The 24,967-nt window shown below is 40.3% G+C and carries 10 protein-coding genes; 6 read left to right on the forward strand and 4 right to left on the reverse strand.

The genetic code is table 11. The annotated features are described in order from the left end of the window. The first annotated feature begins 379 nt into the window (after nucleotides 1–379). From RYK20_RS02110 to hisS, 3 genes are all read left to right on the forward strand, one after another. Nucleotides 380–13,996, forward strand: a complete 13,617-nt coding sequence (locus RYK20_RS02110) for a T9SS type B sorting domain-containing protein (RefSeq protein WP_314894248.1) — start codon at nucleotides 380–382, stop codon at nucleotides 13,994–13,996. Between the two features lie 535 nt (nucleotides 13,997–14,531). Next, a complete protein-coding gene (gene ftsZ, locus RYK20_RS02115) occupies nucleotides 14,532–16,457 on the forward strand; it encodes a cell division protein FtsZ (protein ID WP_314894249.1) in 1,926 nt (641 codons plus the stop codon). A gap of 11 nt (nucleotides 16,458–16,468) precedes the next feature. Then, entirely contained in the window at nucleotides 16,469–17,839 is a 1,371-nt protein-coding gene (hisS, locus tag RYK20_RS02120; protein ID WP_314894250.1) for a histidine--tRNA ligase, read from the forward strand. Nucleotides 17,840–17,877: 38 nt separating this feature from the next. Here the strand turns inward: hisS and RYK20_RS02125 are convergent, their stop codons facing one another. The 3 genes from RYK20_RS02125 to RYK20_RS02135 all read right to left on the reverse strand — a co-directional run bounded on the left by RYK20_RS02125 (nucleotide 17,878) and on the right by RYK20_RS02135 (nucleotide 20,992). Then, nucleotides 17,878–18,930, reverse strand: a complete 1,053-nt coding sequence (locus tag RYK20_RS02125; RefSeq protein ID WP_314894251.1) for an NAD(P)/FAD-dependent oxidoreductase — start codon at nucleotides 18,928–18,930, stop codon at nucleotides 17,878–17,880. Between the two features lie 90 nt (nucleotides 18,931–19,020). Continuing rightward, nucleotides 19,021–20,250, reverse strand: coding sequence for a WG repeat-containing protein (locus RYK20_RS02130; protein ID WP_314894252.1), 1,230 nt, complete (start codon nucleotides 20,248–20,250; stop codon nucleotides 19,021–19,023). Nucleotides 20,251–20,260: 10 nt separating this feature from the next. Further along, nucleotides 20,261–20,992, reverse strand: a complete 732-nt coding sequence (locus RYK20_RS02135) for a biotin--[acetyl-CoA-carboxylase] ligase (protein WP_311456148.1) — start codon at nucleotides 20,990–20,992, stop codon at nucleotides 20,261–20,263. Nucleotides 20,993–21,039: 47 nt separating this feature from the next. Between RYK20_RS02135 and rsfS the strand changes: the two genes are divergently transcribed. The 3 genes from rsfS (at nucleotide 21,040) to RYK20_RS02150 (ending at nucleotide 23,953) form a co-directional block, all read left to right on the forward strand. Further along, complete coding sequence (gene rsfS, locus RYK20_RS02140; protein ID WP_297978154.1) at nucleotides 21,040–21,399, forward strand: ribosome silencing factor; 360 nt, start codon at nucleotides 21,040–21,042, stop codon at nucleotides 21,397–21,399. A 2-nt stretch (nucleotides 21,400–21,401) separates the two neighbouring features. Beyond that, nucleotides 21,402–23,321: an ATP-dependent zinc metalloprotease FtsH gene (gene ftsH, locus RYK20_RS02145; protein WP_314894253.1), complete on the forward strand. Its 1,920-nt coding sequence runs from the start codon at nucleotides 21,402–21,404 to the stop codon at nucleotides 23,319–23,321. Nucleotides 23,322–23,440: 119 nt separating this feature from the next. Next, on the forward strand, nucleotides 23,441–23,953 hold the full coding sequence (locus RYK20_RS02150) for a hypothetical protein (RefSeq protein WP_314894254.1): 513 nt from the start codon (nucleotides 23,441–23,443) through the stop codon (nucleotides 23,951–23,953). A 60-nt stretch (nucleotides 23,954–24,013) separates the two neighbouring features. On the opposite strand, the gene RYK20_RS02155 is transcribed toward RYK20_RS02150, so the two are convergent. Further along, complete coding sequence (locus RYK20_RS02155) at nucleotides 24,014–24,913, reverse strand: DUF3078 domain-containing protein (RefSeq protein ID WP_314602823.1); 900 nt, start codon at nucleotides 24,911–24,913, stop codon at nucleotides 24,014–24,016. Nucleotides 24,914–24,967: the final 54 nt, after the last annotated feature.

Consider the following 24,967-nt stretch of genomic DNA (forward strand, 5'->3'; position numbering starts at 1 on the left):
AAAAAACATAAAATTAGTTAAATAATTATAAACTTCAACTTTAAGAAAATAAATAAAAGAATTTCTAAAAAAAATGTATATATTTGCCTATTGCTAACCTCTAGGAGGATTCCTATGGGTTGGCAAGGCTAACAAATTGTATGACAAAGAGATAGCTTAGAGATAGCTAACTTAAGAAAGATAAAAAGTTTTCTTTTTTTTCTGTGATTTTATTATTTTGTAATGCCTTCTCTCTATTTTTCGGTATTAGTATAGGAGAGGTTTGATAAGTGAATATCAAGAAAAGATAAAATAAAAGCAATAGAAGATGGGGTTGAATTACCCTAAATGGAATATAAAAGTAAAAAACCAAACAATTATGGATGCAATACCAAAAGTTATGAAACTAAGACAACTTTTTCAGTATGCCCTAGCTTGTGCCCTGATGGTGCTTTCTGTACCACTCTGGGGGCAGGCATTTTCTACTGCATATGATAATGGTGGAAAACCCATAAGAGGAGGTACCTTTCAGCTTACGGGGGATATCTCTGATAAGGGACATAGAATGGATGGTACGTTGTCAATTGACCCCAATTGTCCTCTTCAAGTGAAGTGGGCAAGGCTTTATTGGGCAGGACATGAGGGACCAGGAAATCCAAATAGGGTATACCTTACTACTCCCGATGGGAATCGAAAAGCCTTTACAAAACAAGGAGGAAGAAGTGAGAATGAACCAATAAGATGGGATCAGGCTGATTTCTTAATCTATCGGTTTTATTTTGATTCTTCTAACGGAAGAGATTTGGATATCAGGGTAAATATTAAAGCCCCTTTTGAGGCTCGAGCTGGTTATTGTCAGCAAGGAGCAGGATATCCTTTACCAACTCTTAGAGGGAACCCTGGAGCTAATCCGAATATTTACGATGCAATGTGGAGTGGGGATAATACAGGTACAGGGTTAGAGTCTATCTTGATTAATGTTAAGAAAATTAGAGAAAATCCGGCTTATACTTCTAAGGTTGTTAAGATGGATTTCAGTGCAGGTTGGTATGGCTCTTATAACAATGGAGCAATGAAGATTAAGGTAGAAGCCTATAAAGGAGCAATGCAGACGGATCCTAGTTCATATAATGAATATGGAAGTGGTCCCTTTAACTGGATACCTGTAGGAGGAGCTCAAAAAATAGGAGAGGCTGAGTTCCCATTACAAACAGGACCTAAGGTGAAAGTAGGTGCTTGTAGTCCTATGTACAACTTTGGAGAATTCCAATATGATCCATCAGATGGACGAGTTCTTTGGATAAAATCAACAGTTGCAGGAGGAGGACAAGAATATCTAGGGAATAGTAATGCTGTAGATCCTACAAAATTGATTATCAATGAGCGCAAAAACCCAGCAGTCAATGATGATAGTTATTACTATGCTTATGCAGATGTAACTCAGGAAATGCAGGACTTAGTAACAGCAGGGAATTTTTCAGGAGAATATAAGGTAGATGGTATATATAATAATCCTGGAACAGGAAGAACAGCTTGGCATATTAATGCAGGTTGGGCTCTTATTGTCGTTTTTGAAGATCCTAGATCAGACCAATTTAGAATGGTTAAGGTTGAGGATGGCTTTGAACGTGTAGGGGCAGGAGGAGCTACTTCTCGAACTAGAACAGTTAGTGGTATTGTCACTCCTCAAGGAGGAAACTATTGGGAACTACAAGGACAAGTCTCTTTAGGAGGAGAAGATAGCCAAGTAGGAGATTCATATAAGGTAAAGGGTTCTTCTCTTGCTAGTTATGGAAGAGCCGCTAATAATTATTTTAATGGTACCTCAACAATAGGAGATAATGCGGGACGTAGTATTACTCCTGGTTGGGATGTGTCATATTTTGCGACTCGTTCTACAGTACCAGGAGAAACCTCCTTTAATATGGAATATAGCGCAACTGATGGGAATGGTTATGATGCTTTTATTAATATAATGCACGCAGTAGCGGTTGCTACAGACCGTCCAGTTTATGAGGTGCAAACAAAAATTATTAATTCATCAGGAACTGATATACAAGGTCAGCGAATAGCTAAAGGAACTAATGCTAAGTATGAAATCCGATTGATAAATAAAGGATTGGGATTAGCTACTGCTCCTCTAATTTTAGAAGCAGATATTCCTGCAAACCTTACTTATGATGGAATAGAGGGATCTCTTCCATTAGGAGCAACAATTGTTTCGGGGTATCCTCAACAAGTAAGTGGGAAGACACGTTTAAGATTTTCTATTCCACAAGCAAACTTGCCTGTAACAATGACTTCTCAATCAGCACCAATTATTATCAAAGTAAAAACTACTGAAGATTGTGAAGCTTTGCGTGATGCTTGTTCTAATAAGTTAGAAATGCAACCTAAACTTATTTATAATGTTCACGGGCCTGTTGAAAATGGATTGGAGCAATTGAGTTATGTGGATAATTATTGTAAACCAGCACCCACAACTTTCTTTATAGATGATGCCCCTTGTGCCAATGAAGCCAATAATACACAACCTTACTGTTCGGCTCTCCAGCTGGATGGGGGAGAAGGCTTTACTTATGAGTGGCGTCGTGCAGGAGAGACCACTGTAATTTCTCGTGATCGTCGTCTCAATATAGATAATGCTGGTAAGTATGTTCTTACTCGTACTCGTATCGGAGGACAGCCTAATTGTAACAATATTACCACTATTACCTATAATATTACCCGTCGTACAGGAGGGGATGCAGAGCACCCTCTACGTAATGATTCACACGTTACCCAAAAGGCAGTATGTAACCAAGATGGTTCCGACTACCTACAGATAGCGGTATGTGATCCTACCATTACCTTAACTACTCAAGGCATTAGTATAGCGGATGCTAAGGTGAAGTGGTACAAGTATACAGGTACAGGAGCTACTTCTGAAGATACTTGTCCTCCAGGGGAGAATAATATTACTACCTCTTCTAACTGGCAGTCCTTGAACACTACAGGGAAAACGATTACTTTTAATAGAAGCTGGATTACAGGTGATGCGACCCACTTTGCCATATTCGTAGAATATGATGGTTGTCCACGTACCTACTACTTCCGTGCTTATAAGAGTGAGCTGAACGCTTATCAGCTGGATAAGCAGAATATTCTACCTTGTACAGCAGGAGCTCAAGGAGCCCTACTCATCTCAGGACTTCCTAACACCAACTATGAATATAAGGTAACAGGAAGCTCTAATGCCGTGGGCTGGACAGCAGTACCTAATACAGGCTTCTCACATACAGTAACTGTAGCGGGAAGATATACAGTAACCGTGCGTCCTAAGCTCGCAGGAGGTTCTGCCGCTTTCCAGGACAATGTATGTAAGTTCGAAAAATATATAGATGTGGTAGCTGTGCCTAACGCAGAGACCCTCTTTAACCTTACCAAAGAAGATATTAAGTGTTATGGAGCCTCTACAGGAAAGTTACGTATCCAGCTAAACACTGCAGTTACCCTTAATACAACTGACTATGTAACCGTTACGGTGAACAAAGTTGGAGGTTCGCAGGTGGCTACTTATAGAGTAGATAATGATAACAAACGTGATTCCAATAATGCAGGAGTAGCACAGCTCAGCCAGCTCCCTGCAGGGAAATATAAAGTAACCCTTACCCCTCGCTATGGTACAAGCTGTACAGTTACTTCTGCGGAGATAGAGATCACCCAGCGTCCGCAATTGGCGTGGGGAACTGTGGCTCAGGAATCCCTTACCTGCGGACGTGATAAGAGTATTACTGTAGGCTATACTGGAGGAACACCTCCTTATAGCTTAAAGATAACAGCTACAGGATTTACTACGGCATCTCATAACTTGGGGAATGCTACAACCTCTAATATAGTAATTACTGATGGAGGATTTACTTCAGGCAATAAGACTTATAACCTTGAGCTTACCGATGCTAACGGCTGTAAGATAACTAAGCAGGTTACTTATACCCTGCCTCCTAAGCCAGTATTTACTACCACTAAGGAGGATGCGGACTGTAGCACTACCAGTGGTTCAATTACCATTAATGTAACAACCCCAGCCAACCTTACAGGTCAGGGCTATGATGAGGTAGGTTACCAAATCAGTAAGGAAGTAAATGGTGCTTGGCAGGGTTGGCAAAACCAATCAGGTATTAGTAACAAGACCTTTGCCAACCTCTCCGAAGGACAATATAAAGTAAGAGTATATTATAGGAAAGGAACAAAAACTTGTTACTATCCTCAAGAAACCTATACTTATACCGATCCTGCTACAGGACTTGTAACAACACCTTCAGGAGCGGATTTCCAAGACGTAATTGTGAATATAGCGGCTGGTAACGGACCTATCAAAGCCTTTGCAGGAGTAATCCAGCTGGCTTGTACTACTCCTACCAACTCTGCTGCAATACGTATTGCCAATGTATCTGGTGGTAGAAGTACTACCTATGAATACCGTATAGATGGAGGTGCATGGGTACCTGGAGGTACTCCTACAGGGCACGACTTTGCAAACGTTGCCCCAGGAAACCATACTGTAGAGGTACGCAACGCAGGTGTTCCTGCTGGAACTACCCCTTGTACTTGGAGTAAGGTAGTGAATGTAAAACAACCGCTTACCCCTCCTACACTTACCGCTACTACAGTATATGACTGTGATGGAATTGCACGGGTAAATATGACTACCAATAAGGCAGGTTATAGCTACTATACCTCTAATGCGACTACCTTGCCTACTACTGCACCAAATACAGGCTATACTGCTACCAACGTACCTTCCGCTACTTTCCCAGCAGGAACTACCGGAAACAAAACGGTACGTGTATTCTATAGAGAAACAACTCCTCCAGATCCTAATATCTTAATTAAAGAAGATTTTGGTACAGGAAAACAAGGATGTGCTACAGAAGGAATCCCTCCTGGATGGAATTGTGGTAGAACAGGAGGAGCTATAGGTCACGATGGCTATACAATCACTCCTTATACATCATTCAGAGAATGGGGAGCTTGGCGTTATCCTTATGACCATACGACTTATATGGAAACAGGGGCTTATAATCCAAGTAGTGAAGGACGTTATATTGCTTTCAATGGGGATGCCAACGGAGATCGATTATTCTATGTTAAATCGGTAAGAAATATAGAACCTAATCAACCTATAAAGTATAGAATGTTCCTATACAATCTTTGTGATGGTTTGTGTCAAGTTGATCCTAATGTATCTATCCGTTTGGTAAAAACAGATGGAACTGTTATTTCACGACAAGATTCTGGAAGAATTCCATATAATAGAAGTAATACTGACTGGAGAGAATTCTCAGGAGAGCTTGATCCAGGTAATAATACAGAATTACGTATTGAGTTCTATCTCCTAGCCATAGGAGGAGGAGGAAATGACCCTGCTATCGATGATATCTATGTATATCAAGAGCCTAAAGCTTGTTTGACTGATTATGTAGATGTAAATGTAAATATCTCTGATGATAAGAAGTTCCGCTTTAAGAGAGATGGTTCAGGAAACCCTGAACTGAGAACTGTAGCGCAAACTTGTGCAGGAGTGAATGATGGAAAGGTATCTACTGTAATAGAGAACTTCGGAACAGGTTCTTACCAATGGAAAATAACCAATGGAGCGGGTACCAATGTACAGCCTAGCTCAGGATGGAATACAAGTACTAGTGCTAACCTACAAGCAACAGGGCTTGCACCAGGAACTTATAACCTAGTGATCAAGTCACAGCATCAGCAACGTTATAGTAATGATACCGCTTGTGAGGTAACGGCTCCTTTCACTATTGATTCGCGCCCTGTCCTTACAGTAACTCAGAATATTCAACAGACCTATTTGAACTGTGGAGAAGGTCAGAGAGAGGTAGTACTCTTTGATCCTGCGAACCCGACAGCAACTACTTCTGTTTTCCAAATAACAGGAGGTTTTGCCACCACTCCACAGACTTATGTAATAACTATCAAGAGCAACTTGCCTTCTTCTACAGAAGAGAGAATTCCTCTTGTAAATAATAAGTATAGTTATATTGTAGGGAATGCAGTCTATACAATAAAAATTACAGACCAAAATAACTGTAATCTTCAGACTAAAACCTATACTGTAACACCACGTGTAAGGATACAAACTCCTACCGTAGCCATGACCGGTTGTGGTACTACTAAGCAAATGACTGTAACAGCACAGTATGCAGATGGTACTACCAATGCCAATGGTGTAGCTCTTAAGTATCGTTATCGCCCTGTAGGAACTACTACTTGGACAGATAACACTCCTGCTACCAGCAATGTGTTCAACATAACCTCTTGGGCAGTAGGTAATTATGAAGTAAGTGTATATGATGATTATAGCTGTGCAGCACAAACAGAAGTAGCTATCAATACACCAATCACTTCGGCTACAACTACGGTAACGCACCATACACAATGTAATGGTACTGTAACCAATGGTAGCATCACCGTTACTTCTGTAACAGGAGCACCTTCTACAGCTACTTATGAGTATGCGTATAAGAAACGTACTGCACCAGCAGTACCTACCACAACCCCTGCGGATGCTGACTATACAGCTTCCAATACCTTCAGTGTGCCTACTCCTCCTACAGGGGTAACCTCTGAGACTTGGGATGTGTGGATTCGTGATACCAATGCTAACCCTGTAACCTGTGGCGTACTTGCTACCAATGTAGTAGTGAAGGGACCTAAAGCCTCTTCTATTGCTAATAATAGTACTAATATCATTGTACAAAGTAGCGAATGTACTGGAAGTACAGGAAAATTGAAAATAGTAAGTATTGTAGGACAAGGACCTTATAAGATAGAACTTACTGAAGGTAGTAATCCTGCTCAGGTGTCTCATATCAACCAGACAGGGGATGTAAGTAACTATGAGATTCCGAACCTTACCCCAGGTAATTATAGCCTGAAGATTTTTGACGAAGGAAATGGTAGCTGTCAGCTATTTAACGGTAGCACTTACAACTTTACCATTACCGATATGAATATAACAGGTAGTGTAGAGCCTCAAACGGCTACCTGTGGAGCCACTACGATGAGCTTTATTGTCAAAGGAAGTAGTACAATATTACCTTCTGCTGACTATGAAGTACTCTACCGAATTGTTTCTGTAGATGGAGTGCCAACAGGATCTACCTTTGTATTGGGAGACACACCAGCTCCTACAGCCGGTGCTACCACTCAGCGTACTTTTACAGGACAGAATATAGGTAAACGCTATATCGTAGCTGTAGCTGTACGTAAGCGTGGAACCACTACGATCTTATGTGCGAAAGAGCTTCCTGAGTTCACCCTTAGTGATGCTCGTGGGGTAGACTTAACTCCTGCTGATGCGGGAGGAACCCCTAACTGTAATACTTTTGACCTTAAGGTAGAATACACTGCAGGAAACTATGACCAAGTAGAATTCTTCCTCAATAATGATGGAGCACCTGCCGAAGCAGCCAGCCCTGTACTAGGACCATTTGTAGCCTCTGGTGCGAAACCTACCTATACTTTCGCAGGATTGCAGAAAGGTCGTAGCTATACTGTATATGTACATTATAAAGTAACAGGTAACCCAACTATATGTAGAGCGAATAATTCAGTAGATTATACCTCATCAGGTAGTACAGCAGCGAGACCAAACTTGACTACAAGCAACATTGTGAGCAACACTTGTAGCTTGCCAGGTACTCCAGGGCCACTTAGAATTAAATTTAGGATTGATAGTGGGGTGCCATCATTTACTTGGCACGTGTATGAGGTGAATGCGAATGGTTCTATGGGAACTTCTGTAGCTACAGGAACTGCTACAACTGTAGGAGAGGTCTCTGTGCCTGCTTTCACAGCTACTATTCCAGCTACTGGTAAGCGTTATGCAATTGCTGTAACCGATGGTAATAGTTGTACCTCTTACTCACAGAACTTTATGGTAAGAGCGACTGCTACACCACTTCAAGCGACAGGAACTAACTTTACTGCTACCAATAATGTAGCTGTAAGCTGTGAGAATACCAATGGTAGCATTACCTTAGGAAATATAGCTACAGAACTCTCAGGAGGTGTAGGTCCTTTTACCTACCGTATCCGTAAAACTGCAAACGCTTTCTTAAGAAGAGATATTGTAGTGAGAACAAGTTCTTTAACAGAGGTACCTGTTTTCAACTTCCGTGCAACGGATTTGGATGATACTCAATTCCCTAGCCCAGGTATTGGAGTGGTGACCATTGAGGTAACTGATGAAGGTACAGGATGTGAAGTGTCTTTACCTGTGGCCGGAGGAAGTATCAGTAACCTTATAGATACACGTTATGCAGCTACTTACACCATTGCTTTACCAAATACTAGCAACTGTGGTACTGTAAATGCTAATGGTGAGGTGGAATATGACTTAGATCTTACCTTGGTGAATTATACAGGTAACTCAGGAACGATACTTGCTACTAACTATGAAGTATCTATAGATGGAGGAGCTACCTATACAGCAGTTACAGGGACTCCAATGACCTTGAAGGTACCTGAGAACTTTGACTATACTAAGCTCAAAGTACGTAACGCAACCACCAAGTGTGATGCTACCAATACCACTACAGGATTGCCAGCAGCACCTAATACAAGAATTACTTATCCTAAGTTACAGGCAAGTATCTCTAAGATAGCCAACTCTGACTTCGAGTGTATCGGAGCAGGACAATACCGAGGATATATCCGTATAGAAGTAACCCGTGGTTCTACAGGTTTTGCTAATTCACCATTAGGAGCTACACCGAACTACCAGTACCAAATCTTAGAAGGAGGTACACCAGTAGCCGGAGCTTCAGGAAATATAACTACACCACATATCGTGGGAGGAACTACGACTAAGTACTATGTAGAAGCACCTGTAATTCTTACGACGGCTCCTACAGTAGATAAAACATATACTGTAACTGTGAAGGATGGAGGTATCGCTGCCTTAGCTGCACCACTAAATTACTGTGCAGGAGATCAGGCAATTTCAGGAAGTCTAACCTTGAAGAAAACAGAAGATGATGCGGCTTATACCGCTCGTCACGGTTGGATTGGTACTACTGATGCTTTAGGATGTACTCCAGGATCTCAGACTGGTACTATTACATTCTTCCGTAATATTACTTCAGGACGCGAAGGTACCTATACCTATAAGCTCCTCAGATATGCCAATGCTTCAGGAGGTGCTCCTGTGGAAGAATATGATGTAGATGTAAGCAATATCGTAGCGGAAAATCCTGTCAATCCTAACCGATTGGCTTATAAAGCGACAGTAAAACCAGGATGGTATAGCATTAAAGTAATGCAATCACCTAGCAATACTTCTAGTGCAGGAACTCCTACTTGTGAGATAGAACTTACCTTAGCGCGTGTAGAGGTAAAAGATACCGATCCGTTCCAAGGAAACCTAACAGGTGGAGCTATAGCTTGTTACTTAGATGCAGGTTGTGCAGGAGCCACTTGTGGTACTCTTACTCAGTCAGAACAAGTAGCAAAACTTAGGTTACACGCTACAGGTGGTATACTTCCTTATACCTTTACCCTAAAAGAGGCAGGTTCTGGAGTTGTAATTGAGACTCGTACTGTGAATGCGGCATCGGCACAAGACTTTGAATTGGCACTACGCCCTGCGGCTTACCAAGTGCTCTGGGAGATTACCGATGCTCGTGGTTGTACGATAGACTATAATACACCTTTTGGTTCTCCAGCAACCACTTCAGGAATTATAGTAGTGAAACCACTAGTAAAGGTTACTGCAGTAACTGCTGAGCGTGTAACTCAGATGAACTGTAACCCTGCGTCTAATGAAGTAGTGAAGCTTACGCTTACTCGTGCCACTGGTAATACTCTTGGTTATGATGTTAAAGTGAAACAGGTAAGCCCTGTAGTAGGAACAACTACTACTCAATCACTTTCTCCTGTTGCAGGCTCTGGCATACAGGGTACTATTACCCTACCACATGTAGCCTCTGATGTAAGTGAATATGAGTTTATAATAGTAGATAAGGATACAGGCTGTGAGTTTGCTGTTCCTGATACATATCGTGTAACTAAAACACCGAAACCTACTGTAAACTTAGAAGTGACTGAGGGAGCTTGTAACAATGGATCAGGACTCTATGATCTTACCTTTAAGATACACGTAGAGGATGGAGACTATGCTTCAGGATACAACTATGAAATTAAGAATGTAACAACAGGAGTGAATATTACCCCTGCTGCACAGCCTGATAGTGCTGCTACAGTAGAGTATAGAGCTACAGGAATTACTGCACCAACAGTACCAAATACATTTACCTATGAGGTAACTCTTACTGTAACAGGTACAGGATGTACTGCAACAGCACAAGCTACTGTAGGTATTCCTCAGCCAATAGTCTTTACAGATGCCTTAGCATCTCCAATGACTTATTGTGATGGTGATTCTAATGATGATGCAGCCATAGCTATTACAAGTGCTATTACAGGAGGTTGGGGAGGTCCTTACCAAACGCGCCTTGTACGTAATAGTGTAAGAAATGAAGATTGGAGCCAACAGACACGTTATGAAAGACTGACTCCAGGTACTTACTTTATAGAAGTAAAAGATAATAAGGGATGTATCAAGGCAGGAACTTCTTATACGTTCTTAAGCTATAACAGTACTTCTCTACCTATAGTAGCAGGTACAGTAACTACACTGAACCCTACTTGTACAGGAGAAGCTGATGGAGAGATTGTTCTTACAGGGGTAACCGGAGGGGCACAGCCTGTAACCAACCCTGTATATAGCTACGAATTATTTGATGCAGAGACTCAGGCATCTCTAGGAATTATCAAAGGAGATGATACAGGACATACAGGAAAAGTAACCTTTACTGGTATAGGAGCTGGTAAGTACTTTATCCGTATTGGTTCATCTATCCTTTGTGCGGAAGATAGCGTAGATACTAACCCGATTGTAATCAATGATCCAGGTTCTATCGTAGCTAATGCGACCCTTTCTACCTACCCTGGTTGTGTGGGAGGAGGACAGATTACTGTGGAAATGGAAGCACGTCCATATATGAGAAATACCCGTGCAAACTATACTCTTAAGCTCTATGATATCACTTCGGGAGCTCCAGGATCACAGTTGGGTACTACTCAGACAGCTACAGGAACTTCTGCTCATACAGTGCTCTTTACGGGTATTCCTCGCCCTACAGCACAAACCAAGTATAGGGTAGAGATAATGGATAACGGAGGAACAGCAGGATGTGAAGCGGTAACCAATACGCTAATTCTAGAACCTGTAGAGAATCTCAAGGTAGAGTTCGCTACCACAGGTCTAACAACTCACTTGGCTTGCTACGGATCTACTTATGGTAAGCTTATAGCGAATGCTACAGGAGGTAAGAATGATGAGCCTTACTCTTACACCTTGAACCTAGTATCAGGAGGACCACTACCTTCAGGATATGTGACAACCAATGCAACAGGTATCTTTGATGGATTGCCTGCAGGAGTGTACTCTGTAACTGTGTCTCAGGCAACAGGAGGATGTACTCCAGCGACAACTTCTAATCCTGCTACCAAGACAATCACTGAAGAGCCTAAGTACACCGCTACTTATGAGATTACTCAAGTGAAGTGTCAAGGAGAAGCAAATGGAGTATTTGAAGTCAAAGATATCCGAACTTCTCAGAAGCTAGATGGTTCACCAAGAAGATTCACTTACGCGATTACACCTCGCTTGGATCAGTTCCTTGATAATGGTGGTAAGTTCGAGAACTTAGCTCCTGGTAAGTACTATGTGATTATGCAAGATGAGAATGGTTGTCGTCCAGACGTATTGACACCGGGTACAACTACCTCAGAAGGTGATATCTTTGAATTCACCATCACAGAGCCTCAAAAGCTAGCAGTAGCTATCCTTACAGATGAAACTGTTCATGAAAGTTGCTATGGAGCTGCTGATGGAGTTGTGAAAGTGCGTATCAATGGAGGTACTATCTATGATAATGGAACACCAGCGGTTAATACGGATGATTACTATGAATATAAGATAGATGGTGTAACGACTGCTTGGACACGTTATGATCGAGCTACAGGAATTACAGGATTAGCAGCTGGAACCTATGTAGTACAGGTGAGAGATGCAAATGAATGTACTGCCGAAACGGCACAGGTAACCATAGAACCAGGTTCTCAGGTACAGCCTGTGAAAACTGAAGTAGGTTATCAGTGTGTGGATGGAGTCCTTAAGTATATTGTGGATATGTCCGTAACCCCTGCTTCCGAACAATTGAATGTAACATATCAGTTGGATGGAGTGGCACACGATAATACACGTTTTGAGCTTGAGGTAGATAGAGCTACTTCAGGAGCTGTGGCTAAGAACTATGTGATTAGTATGCTTCATAAGGTACCAGGTCACGGTGTATGTAAGCGAGATGTACCTATTACTGTACAACCTCAGACACAAGTGGCTATCGACCTAGATAACGTAGAAAAAGTGAAATGTCAAGGAGGTAATACAGGAGCCTTTACCCTAAGAGCTTCTGGAGGTTCTGGAAGATATCAGTTTGGTATCAAGCAAGCTGATGGTACTTACAGATGGCAAGCCGAGACACGCTTCGCAGGATTAGAAGTAGGTTCTTATACCGCTGCTGTACGTGATATGGATCACAACTGTATTGCAGAACGTACTAATATCCAAGTAGAGGAAGAAACGAAGATCCAGATAGATCAACAGAACCTTAAGCATGTAGGTTGTAAAGGAGAGGATAATGGAGCCGTTACCTACGGACTCTCTGGAGGTAAAGGTCCTTACAGCTGGCAGATTATTACTGAAGCTGGTATGCTTTACAGAACAGCTTCTGGATCAGGCGTACATTCAGGTGGAACAGTTACTTATACGCAACTTCTTGCAGGTAAGTACACCATCATCGTAACCGATTCTAATAACTGTGAGCAACGTAAGCACTTTGAGATAATTGAGGGAGTAGATCTTACAGGTTCTGTAGAGCAACTCTATTACTGTAATACCAATGTAAATGAAAATAACACAGTACTTACAGTAGGAGCAAGCGATACTTCAGCAGCCGTAACTTATGACTTGTATGTCTCAGTAACTACACCTTACTTGGTACTAGACCCAAGCCTAACGGCTAATAGTGTAGCTAACCGACTCAGATACGGATTCACTGGAACTGCTACAGCAGACCGTCATCAGTTTGAAGGAACTAAGCAGGGTACAGATAATACGCATAACTTATATCGTATTTCTCATACTACCCTTAACGGACAGCTCTCTAGCATCACACCTATCAGAGAAGATGCTACCAACGGAACTAAGACGTATAAGATGTGGGTATACTATTATGCAAATGATAACCCTTCCTTGAGCGAACAACCATTGTGTACTGCGGAAAGAGAATTTACTATTGAATATCACGATCCGATTACTATTACCAACCAAAGTATCGCTAATGACTTGAACCTTATCAAGGTGAAAGTAACAGGAGGTAAGCAGAAATATACCTTGTACTTCGGTTCAGCTCAGTACCATACACAGGACGAAATCAAAGCGAACTATGTACAACGTGAGCCTGATGTACAGGATGGTGACGAAGTAACTTACTATGTACAGAAAACCGATTATGAGGAAGAAAACCCTGCTACAGGTAACATAGAGAAAAAAGTACGTATCTATGTGGAAGATGCCAAAGGTTGTGGTCACTCGGTATTTATCTACAAAGAGTTCGAAGATGTTGTGATTCCGAACTTCTTCTCTCCAAACGGAGATGGACAGTATGATACTTGGGCGCCAATGAACTTGGCAAGTTATCCACACGCCGAAACTCGTATCTATGACCGTTACGGAAGACATATCGCTACCTTGAATAACCGTCAAGAGTGGGATGGTACTTACGGCGGAGAAGCCCTACCAACAGGTGACTATTGGTATATCCTCCAGCTGAATGAGCCAGATGATAACCGTACCTTCAAAGGACACTTTACCCTATATCGTTAGTTAGGGATATAACAAATAAATAGAATAAGGCGACCGTTAAGGGTCGCCTTATTTGTATTTGTAATACAGGTAATTTCCTTTGAGCTATAAGCTTCTCCTTTATTAAGTACAAACTCTAAGATTGCACTAGTAAGGGAATTAGATTTTAAGAAAATAAGCGAGAATATTTTAATTTATTCTATTCTAGATAAAGGTGTTTAATAAATTAATAATAAAATGAGGAGTAACTTGAATAGAAATCTACAAAAAATTAAAAACTCGTAAAAATAAATCTTTCTTTAGTAGAATCTTAACGAGGATTTTTTAGAGGATAAAAGTTATGAACATAAGAGCTTTTTTTGTTGATAAGTAAAAAAAAATATATACCTTTGCACCGAAACACCTCCAAAGATAAATCCCTTTTCAAGGAGGTGTTTCTTATCGAATATTCTCAATAAAGAAAAAGGTGAAACTACTTGGAAATCAGTTGTATGTTTTTTTTTATTAAAAAATACTACTAGGTAATTAAATGAATAGAAACCAAAAAAATTAAATTATGGCAATAGATTTTGATAATGAAACATTTGACCTTCCTAAAGTACAAGAAGGACTTATTAAGGTAATTGGAGTAGGAGGAGGTGGCGGAAACGCTGCCAATTATATGTATAAGCAGAACATAGAAGGGGTGGATTATATCATCTGTAATACTGACCGTCAAGTGTTGGATAAGAGCCCTATTCTTCATAAGATTCACCTAGGACCTACCCTTACAGGAGGCTTAGGAGCGGGTTCTAATCCTGAAGTAGGCGAGCAGTCAGCTATGGAGAGTATAGATGAAATAAAAGCTATCATAGGGGAGCATACCGAAATGGTTTTTATTACCGCAGGAATGGGAGGAGGAACAGGAACAGGCGCTGCACCTATTATTGCTAAGGTATGTCACGATATGGGAATCCTTACTGTGGGCATTGTTACTAGTCCTTTCAAATTTGAAGGAGAAATTCGTTTAGCACAAGCTCAAAAAGGAATAGAAAACTTACGTAAGCACTTGGATTCACTTATTGTTATCAATAATAACAACTTACGTGATGTGTATGGAAATTTAGGAGTTAAGACAAGTTTCGCTAAAGCTGATGAAGTACTCACCATTGCTGCCAAAGGGATTGCAGAGGTGATTACTAAGGAATTCGAAATGAATATCGACTTACGCGATGCACGTACGGTACTCTCTAATAGTGGAACAGCTATTATGGGAACTGGAACGGGAGAGGGTGAGAACCGTGCATTGGAAGCTGTTCAAGGGGCTCTATATTCGCCTTTGCTTAATGATAATAAAATTATTGGGGCTAAGAATGTTCTTCTTTCTATTCGTTATGGAAAAGATGAAATCACAATGGACGAAGTAGCTCAGATTAATGAGTATATCCAGAGAGAAGCCAACAATGGAAGAACTACAGCTGAGGATTTCAAGACCAATATCATTATGGGAGTAGGACAGGAGGAAGCTCTAGGTGATAAAGTAATGGTTACGGTAATTGCTACAGGGTTTTCCACTGAGCAACAGCATGAGATTATGGATATGGAACCTCAAAAAATTATTCATTCTCTAGATGATGATGCTCAATTTGTCAAGGAATTGGATACTACTTCTACTTTTACCAATACTTCTTTTGAGAATTCAATGAAGTTAAAAGGGAAAAACACTACTTTTATAGTAGAAGAGGCTATTGAGAGATCACCAAAGGCAACTTTAGAGATGGAAACGGAGACTTCTAAGAGCCATATGGGGATTACTTTGCATTCACCAGTAGATAAAAAAGAAACAAAGGCTGTAAAATATGCCTTTGATAAGGAAGTGTATAAGATGCCAGTCCATTTTGAGATTGTTGAAAGAATAGCGCTTCCTCAGCAGGAAGAGTTTATCATCTATCAAGAAAAAAAAACGGCTCCCATTGCTCAGCAACCTAAGCGGCAAGAGCCTGTAAGGGAATTGGTGACTGTACAAGAGCCTGTTCTCGCAGGAGCTGTCGCTGAAATGGCTCCTCTGAAAGGCGTACAGCATGAGGATAAAATTGTCTATAACCTAGAAGATTATGCTGAGGTAGAGCAACACCTTATTCAAGCACAGGCTTCTCAGGTAGAAGAGGATCCTTTTGCTACAGAAATGCAACTGAAACAATTGCCTACACAACCTTCTGCTCCTACCAGACAGGAGGAAAATCCCAATCCACTTATAGGGGCACTCCTAGCAGGAGCTGATCACAGAAAGAAAGTATTCAAGACAGCAAGTCATCAATTCAGTAGCCAGAATATCTCTAAGATTGATGAGCTAGAGAATACACCTGCTTATCTTAGGCAAAATGTAGATATTAGTACTGCCTCTACAGCTGTGCTTCCCTCACGTAGTACACTGAGCTTAGATTCGAATAATACACCTCAAATAAGAGAAAATAATGCTTATCTACACGATAGAGTAGATTAATTATAGAAATAATGCAAAAACCTAGCATACCTAAAGGAACACGTGATTTCTCCCCTGAAGAAGTAAGGAAGCGAAATTATATTGTTCAGAAGATACAGGAAGCTTTCCAGCGATATGGATTTCAGCCTATTGAAACGCCTAGTTTTGAGAGAACGGAAACCCTTATGGGAAAATATGGAGAAGAAGGCGATAGGCTCATTTTTAGAATCCTTGATGCGGGGGACTTTCTTAAGGAAGTACCTCAGGAGATATTCCAAGAACAAAATAGCCAGAAGATGGTTTCTTACATTAGTGGGAAGGCACTCCGCTATGACCTTACAGTACCTTTTGCACGGTATGTGGTGCAACATCAGAATGAGATTACTTTTCCTTTCAAGCGTTATCAAATACAGCCTGTATGGCGTGCAGACCGCCCACAAAAGGGACGCTATCGTGAGTTCTACCAGTGTGATGCCGATGTAGTAGGTGCCAATGGTCTCTGGCAGGAAGTGGAATTTGTGCAACTCTATGATACCGTTTTTTCTTCCCTATCTCTTAAGGGAGTGACTGTTAAGATGAACCATAGGAAAATACTTTCAGGATTTGCTCAAATGATAGAAGCACCTGAGAAATTGGTGGATTTTACAGTAGCACTGGATAAGCTGGATAAAATAGGTAAGGAAAAAGTAGAAGAGGAGATGCTCCAGCGGGGAATATCTGCAGAAGCCATAGCTAAAATACAACCTGTCTTTGCCTTGAAGGGTTCTTTTCAGGAGAAAATTATCCAACTTAAGGAATTACTTTCTAATTCTCCAATAGGCTTAGAAGGTGTCGCAGATTTGGAATTTATCTATCAGACAGTACAGGAATTAGGCTTACATACAGCTACTTTGGAACTGGATGTAACTCTTGCTCGAGGGTTGAATTATTATACAGGAACTATTTTTGAGGTAGCTCCACCTAAGGAAGTAGCTTTAGGTTCTATAGGAGGAGGAGGGCGCTATGATGAGCTTACCGAGATATTTGGACTTAGAGGAATGAGTGGAATAGGAATCTCTTTTGGATTGGATCGTATTTATTTGGTGATGAGCCAGATGGATTTGTTTCCTCAGTTTCTTGAAGGAGGATTGGAGATTCTCTGTGTGAATTTTGGAAATCAGGAGGCTCTAGAGGCTTTTAAGCTGGTACAGCAACTGCGGGCTAAAGGCTATAAAGCAGAACTCTATCCAGAAAGTACTAAGCTTAAGAAGCAATTGGCTTATGCTGATAGTAGGCAAGTGAAGTATGTGATTCTTATAGGAGAAGAGGAACTCTCTCAAGGAAAAGCAGTTCTAAAGAATATGCAAACAGGGGTACAGGAAACTTATCCCATTGGGCAAGTTCAAGAAATGATTTCTTTATAAATTAAATAAACTAGGCTCCTTCGAAGGAGCCTAGTTTATTATTCGATAGATTGGATAACTGCTTTTTCAGCTTCTTTTCGGCTACCGTCAAAGCCATCTACACCAGCTACAGTAGTGTATTTTAAGACATATTTCTTATTTGGATATAGTCGGTTATAAACTCCTTGACACATAAGAGTAGCCTCATGAAAACCACAAAGAATAAGTTTGAGCTTTCCTGGGTAGGTATTCACATCTCCTATGGCATATACTCCTTCTATATTGGTTTGGTAATCAAGGGCATTATTTACCTTGATGGCATTTCTTTCTATCTCCAATCCCCAATCTGCTATAGGTCCTAGCTTAGGAGTAAGTCCAAATAGAGGAATAAAGTAATCTGTAGCAAGTTCTTCTTGACCATTTTCTTTCTGTAGGATAACAGAAGTAAGGTTATTTTCGCCTTTTAGGTCGATAACCTCACAAGGGGTAACGAGATTGATTTTACCTTGATTTTTGAGCTCTTTTACTTTTTCTACCGAATCCAAGGCTGCACGGAACTCATTGCGGCGATGTACTAAGGTCACCGACTGTGCGATGTTGGATAGGTAGATACTCCAGTCAAGGGCAGAATCTCCTCCTCCAGCAATCACTACTCGCTTACCCGCAAAGCGTTCAGGATTCTTTACAAAATATTCTACTCCCTTATCCTCATAATCAGCCAGATTGCTGATCTCGGGCTTGCGTGGCTCGAAGGTTCCTAAGCCTCCTGCGATAGCCACCGCTTTACCTTTCACTTGGGTACCCTTGTCGGTGGTGACAATAAAGGTATTATCGGCTTGTTTTTCCAAAGTTACAGCTGTCTCCGATAGGGTAAACTCAGGTTGGAACTGTTTGATCTGCTCCATAAGGTTGTCTATCAGTTCTCCAGCCCCTACACTAGGGTAGCCAGGAATATCAAAGATAGGCTTCTTTGGATAAAGTTCTGTAAGCTGCCCCCCTGGCTGTGGTAGGGTGTCTATTAGGTGACACTTAAGGCGCAAAAGACCTGCTTCAAATACGGCAAAGAGTCCCGTAGGCCCTGCCCCTATGATGATAATATCTGTTTCTTTCATTGAGGAATATTTTTTGCAAAGTTACAAAATTAATGACAAATGACCAATGCTTTAAAAAGTAATAAATGAGATTTCTACAAGCTGTATTCATTACGGACTAATAGCTCGTTTGCTTTTTAGGTCAGGCTTGTAATAGCTCCCTTCTACCTCTATTGCATCGTCAAGATTGCCTAAGATTTCGTTTATCTTCCTAATTTTAACGGGGAGTGCGTCATATTCGTTTTCTTTTTTATCCACAAAAAGGAGATTTTCTCCACGATAGACTGCCATATACTCCTCGTAGACAGTAGATGATACTATTCGCGTATATACAGCAGGAACAAATCGGGCATGGCTATCTCCATATTTGAAAAAACCTACTTTATCTCCTTTGGTGAGGATATATCCAGAAGGATAATTATTCTTCTGAATACTATCATAGACGATAGGCAGTTTTTCCTTCCCATCTCCTCCAATAAAGCCCCATAGACTGTCTTTTTGAGTTAAGAGCAGACCAAGAGGCCATTCATATTTCAGAAATTTGTATTCTACAGGAGTAATCTGCTTTCCCTTGAGAGAAAAAATTCCTTTGAGGCTGTCCTTTTGAACTAAGAAAAAAGGCAGTTTTTCCGATTCTTCATAGCTAATATAATCATATATAGGAGGGATGACCTCCTTGCCAAAGCTATCAATCACTCCCCAAGAATGCTCTTTTCGCGCACGTGCTACTCCATTCTTAAACCAGTCCAATTCGTTATAAATAGGAGCGGTTAGGGTATCTTTATTTGTTCTAAGGCCATAATGTCCTTTATCAAAATAGACCATACTTTGATCTATGTTTTCTATCTTTTTAAAAAGATAACCACCAAAATAAGGCTCATACACATAACCATAGCCCATAAAGAAGTACCAAGAGCTCCCTTTCTCATCAGTAACAATATTTTGTTGCTCATCAGCCTTGAGATAGGAGCGTTTGATATCCCAACCCAAGAGAATAGGAAATAAGGGAAAGATAAGAAAGCGAGACTGATATCTAAAGTCCTGTTTTCGCCAACGACCTCGGAAACGCTTGGTATGGGTAGTGAGCTGTCCATTCTCTACCTTGTCGTAGGTTACATACAGGCGGTTGCCCTTAGGTTGTAGCTGGAAATTTAGGTATTTGTATGCATGCTCTTGAGCATCTTTTGGTAGGAGAGGAAAAGGACTTTCCTGATATTTCTTATTACCTTGCGAATAGGCATAGAAAGTATCTCCTGAGAGAGCCTCTATAGCTGACTTGTGAGATTGACAACCACTAAGGCTAAGAGTAAGGAGCATAAGGCTGCTGAAAAACCATTTCATAGGATAAGTTTTAGTAAAGTAATTTAAGTTCTTTGAGTCGGAAAGAGCTTATCACAGCATCTTCTTGTTCTACTTGAAGTTCCCCATTTTGGCTAACGCCTCTGATATATCCTATAAAACGTTCTCCGTTAGGAAACTCAAAGGTGGAAGGTTTATCTTTGCGGAATAGATGTTGATGATACTCTTCCAAAAGTGCTTCAAAATTTTCAGGACAAAGATTAGATAAATTAAAAGCTATCTCTTTGAGAATCATTTGTAAAACTTCTTCTAAAGGAAAAGTCCGTCCTGTAATCTTCTGGAGAGAAGATACATTAGGAAGTCCTTCAAAAAAAAGTTGATTCACATTCAGTCCAATTCCAATAATACTATTGGTAATAAGTTCTTTATTAAGAATATTTTCAATAAGTATGCCACAGATTTTCTTTTTAGCTGACAGAATGTCATTAGCCCATTTTACAGCAAGGTCAGGGATATATAATTTTTTTAGAGCATTAAAAATAGCCAATGAAACGCTTATATTCAGCAAAAAATGATATTCAGAAGGAAGTACGTCAAACTTCTTTAATATACTAAAAGTGAGATTTTTATAAGGTTCTGAAATCCATTTTGCTCCTTGTTGTCCTCTGCCTTCTGGCTGTGAGAGAGCCCACACACACGTGAGGTCAGCGACTTCTTCCTTCTTGATGAGTTCTTTCAAATAAGTGTTGGTAGAATTTGTGGCATTAAGTTTGATAATTTCCATAAAATGTTATACCTTTGTCGCTTTGCAAAAGTAATTAAAAAAATTGAATGTCGAACGAAAAAAATAATACGCAGGAAATACTTTCTTCCATTCTGGAAGGGATACAGAAAGTAAAAGGTCAAGATATTACTATCCTAGACCTCAGAGAAATAGAAAACGCTGTATGTAGCTATTTTGTAATCTGTACAGGGAACTCTAATACACAAGTAGGAGCTATCTCTGGAGCTGTACAGAGGCAGACTCCTCAGAAGCCTTGGCATATAGAGGGGGAGCAGAATGCAGAATGGATATTACTTGATTATGTGGATATTGTAGTGCATATCTTCCAGCGACCCATACGCGAATATTATGATATAGAGGGCTTGTGGGGAGATGCCCGAATAACCCATATTAAAACAGATGAATAGTTATGAATGAAAATAAACCTTCTCGATTTTCTGCTTTCTGGTTCTATGCAGGATTAGCCCTGATTCTTTTCTTGGTACTGAATCCCATCTCTAGTACAGGACTCTGGAAGCAACCTAAGGAGATTTCACAAACACAGTTTGAAAAATATCTACAAGAAGGAGATATAGCCAAGGTGGTAGTTGTTAATAAGCATCAAGCACGTATCTACCTCTCTTCTCAAGCTCTTGAAAAGCCTAGTCATAAGGATGTAAAAGTGGAAAACCCGCTTTTCAAATCAACCCCGGATTCTGATATTCCTCAGTATAAGTTAGAAGTGGGAGTTCTAGAAAATTTTGAAAACCGATTCAATAAAATAGTTGCTGAAAAGGAACTTTCTCATACACAACTTATTTATAAAACAGAACAGAATTTCTTTGGGGATATCCTCATTACAGTGATATTACCAGTAGTACTTTTTGTAGGCTTGTGGATATTCCTTATGCGTCGCGCAGGAGGAGGTATGGGAGGCGGACAACTCTTCAATATAGGAAGGTCTCGAGCTAGATTATTTGATGGAGAGAAGGATAAAAAAATCACTTTCCAAGATGTGGCAGGTTTGGAGGGAGCCAAAGAAGAAGTACAAGAAATTGTAGAATTCCTTAAGAATCCTGAAAAATATACTTCTCTTGGAGGAAAAATTCCTAAAGGAGCTCTTTTGGTAGGTCCTCCTGGGACAGGGAAAACATTGCTTGCCAAAGCGGTAGCAGGAGAAGCAAAAGTGCCTTTCTTCTCCCTTTCAGGTTCTGATTTTGTAGAAATGTTTGTAGGAGTAGGGGCTTCTCGCGTACGTGATTTGTTCAGGCAGGCAAAGGAGAAATCTCCATCTATCATTTTTATTGATGAAATAGATGCTATTGGGCGTGCCCGTGGGAAAAATAACCTGACCAATGCCAATGATGAAAGAGAAAATACCCTTAATCAGCTCCTTACTGAAATGGATGGTTTTGGAACCAATACCAATGTCATTGTTCTGGCAGCTACCAACCGTGCCGATGTTCTAGATAAGGCTCTCCTGAGAGCAGGGCGCTTTGACCGACAAATTTATGTAGATTTGCCAGATTTGAATGAAAGAAAAGAAATATTCAAAGTACATCTCAGACCTATCAAGATTACAGAAAACTTAGATGTAGAATTTTTAGCCAAGCAGACCCCAGGGTTCTCAGGAGCTGATATTGCCAATGTATGTAACGAAGCTGCTCTTATAGCAGCTCGAAAAGGGAAAACATCGGTAGATAAACAAGACTTCTTAGATGCTGTGGATAGGATTATAGGAGGATTAGAAAAGAAAAATAAAATTATTACTCCTGAAGAGAAGAGAGCTATTGCTTATCACGAGGCAGGACACGCTACTGTAAGTTGGCTTTTGGAACACGCTGCTCCACTGGTAAAAGTAACTATTGTACCTAGAGGACGTTCCTTAGGAGCCGCTTGGTATTTGCCAGAGGAAAGACAGATTGTTCGTACAGACCAGATTGAAGATGAGATGTGTGCAGCCCTAGGAGGACGTGCTGCAGAGCAGCTAACTTTTGGTAAAATCTCTACAGGGGCACTTAGTGATTTGGAAAAAGTAACTAAGCAAGCTCGTGCAATGGTCACCATCTATGGGCTTAATGATAAAATAGGAAACCTTACCTATTATGATCCCACAGGCGAAGAATATGGCTTTACTAAGCCTTATAGCGAAAAAACAGCTCAGGTAATTGATGAGGAAATCAGTAGAATTATTCAGAAACAATATCAAAGGGCTCTTGAAATCCTTACTACTCATCAGAGTAAGCTAAGTACATTAGCCGAATTGCTCCTTGAGAGAGAGGTTATCTTTAAGGAAGATTTGGAAGCTATCTTTGGAAAAAGACCTCACGAAGAAAAAGAAAATTATTAAAAAATGATAATATCTTTAAGAAGGGTTTCTTTTAGATAAATATATATGTTAAAAAATAAGTAAAAAAGAGGTAGTTCTAAAAAAAAGAACTACCTTTGCCTAAATTTAAAAGAAAAAAGATGAAGAAATTATTAGTATTAGCTAGTATTTTTCTAGCTATTGGAAGTGCTTCGGCACAGAAATCGGCTCTAGACAAAGGAGGCGTACAGCTTAACGGAGGTTTTGGATTTACTGCTTGGGGAATTCCTATCTATGCAGGAGTAGATGTTGGTGTAGCAGATCAAGTAACTGTAGGAGGAGAAGTATTCTATCGTGGAGAGAAAGTAGGAGGAGTGAACTATACCAACTTTGGAGTACTTGCCAACGGAAATTTCCATTTTCATAAAGTATTTCCATTACCTTCTCAGTTGGATGTATATGCAGGGCTTAGCTTAGGATACTACAGCTGGGATAATGATTTTGATAACAGATATCGCTTTACTTCCGAGTATGATTCAGGACTTGCTGTACGTGTACAGACTGGAGCAAGATATTTCTTTACAGATAATTTTGCGGCTAACGGAGAGCTTTTCATTGAGAATAACGTAGGAACTGCAGGAGGGCTAAAATTAGGAGTTACTTATCAGTTCTAAACCAACTAAAAATCAAAGAGGCTTCCCTTAGGGAAGCCTCTTTCTTTATAAAGAAAAGAATTAAAATTTGTAAGTAAGTCCTGCTCCAAAAGCTTCTCTGATCTGGAAAGCTTTAGCTGCATCATCATCATAGATAGCTTGGAATATAAAGTTAGCAGAAATATAGTTATTCACTTTCATCAAAAGATTCAGAGTATAATCAATATCTACATTTGCAGGTTTATCAAGGTAGTTGCTGTATAAGTTTAAGGTGTTTTCTACAGTGATGTTAGGAAGAACATCAAATTTAGCATACCCATTTACAGCAGCACCGAACTCAAAACGAGAGGTTTTCCCTTTTTCTACCCCAAAGTGAGCAGCTGTTTCAGTAAATTTCTTATCAGTGAAAATAAGCCTTGAAGTAGCAGGAGCAATATTCACTTTTAAGTTGTCACTCTTTTTCCAAAGCATACCAGGACCGAAAGAAAAGTACCCTGGAGCTAAGAAATGAGTGGTCTCTGTACGGGTTTGTCTTCCTTGGTTATCCGTTCCATAAGTGTATCCTTTGTCCAATTGAGTTTGGAAATTAGCAAAGAAAGAGAAATACCAAGTTTCAGAAAGCTGTCTTCCTAGAAGAGAGTTGATAACAAATCGGTCATTGGTCTTTTTGCTAAAATCATCACCATCTACTCGGGTGAGACCATAATCCACAACGAGCTTATTATCCCATGCCCATACATCTTTTTTATAGTTGGCATCATAGGAAAGGTTAAGGTTTCCTCCATAGTTATTGGTTCCTCCTCCAGTCCAATCGTGGTTGAAAGCAGCTTGGTTGAATAATAGGGAGATGGTACCAGATCTTTTCCAAGGACTCTCTACCTGAGGAGCCTGCTCAACTACAGGAGCCTCATTACTCGTTTGCTCTTGAGCAAAAGCTGTAAGCCACCCAAGGGCGCATACAGAAAGCATAATTTTCTTCATCGTAAAAACAATTAAATTAATGATGTAATTAAGATTTTTGCGTTAAAAAAACGC

This window comes from uncultured Capnocytophaga sp. (genome assembly GCF_963525585.1).
Classification (GTDB): Bacteria; Bacteroidota; Bacteroidia; order Flavobacteriales; family Flavobacteriaceae; genus Capnocytophaga.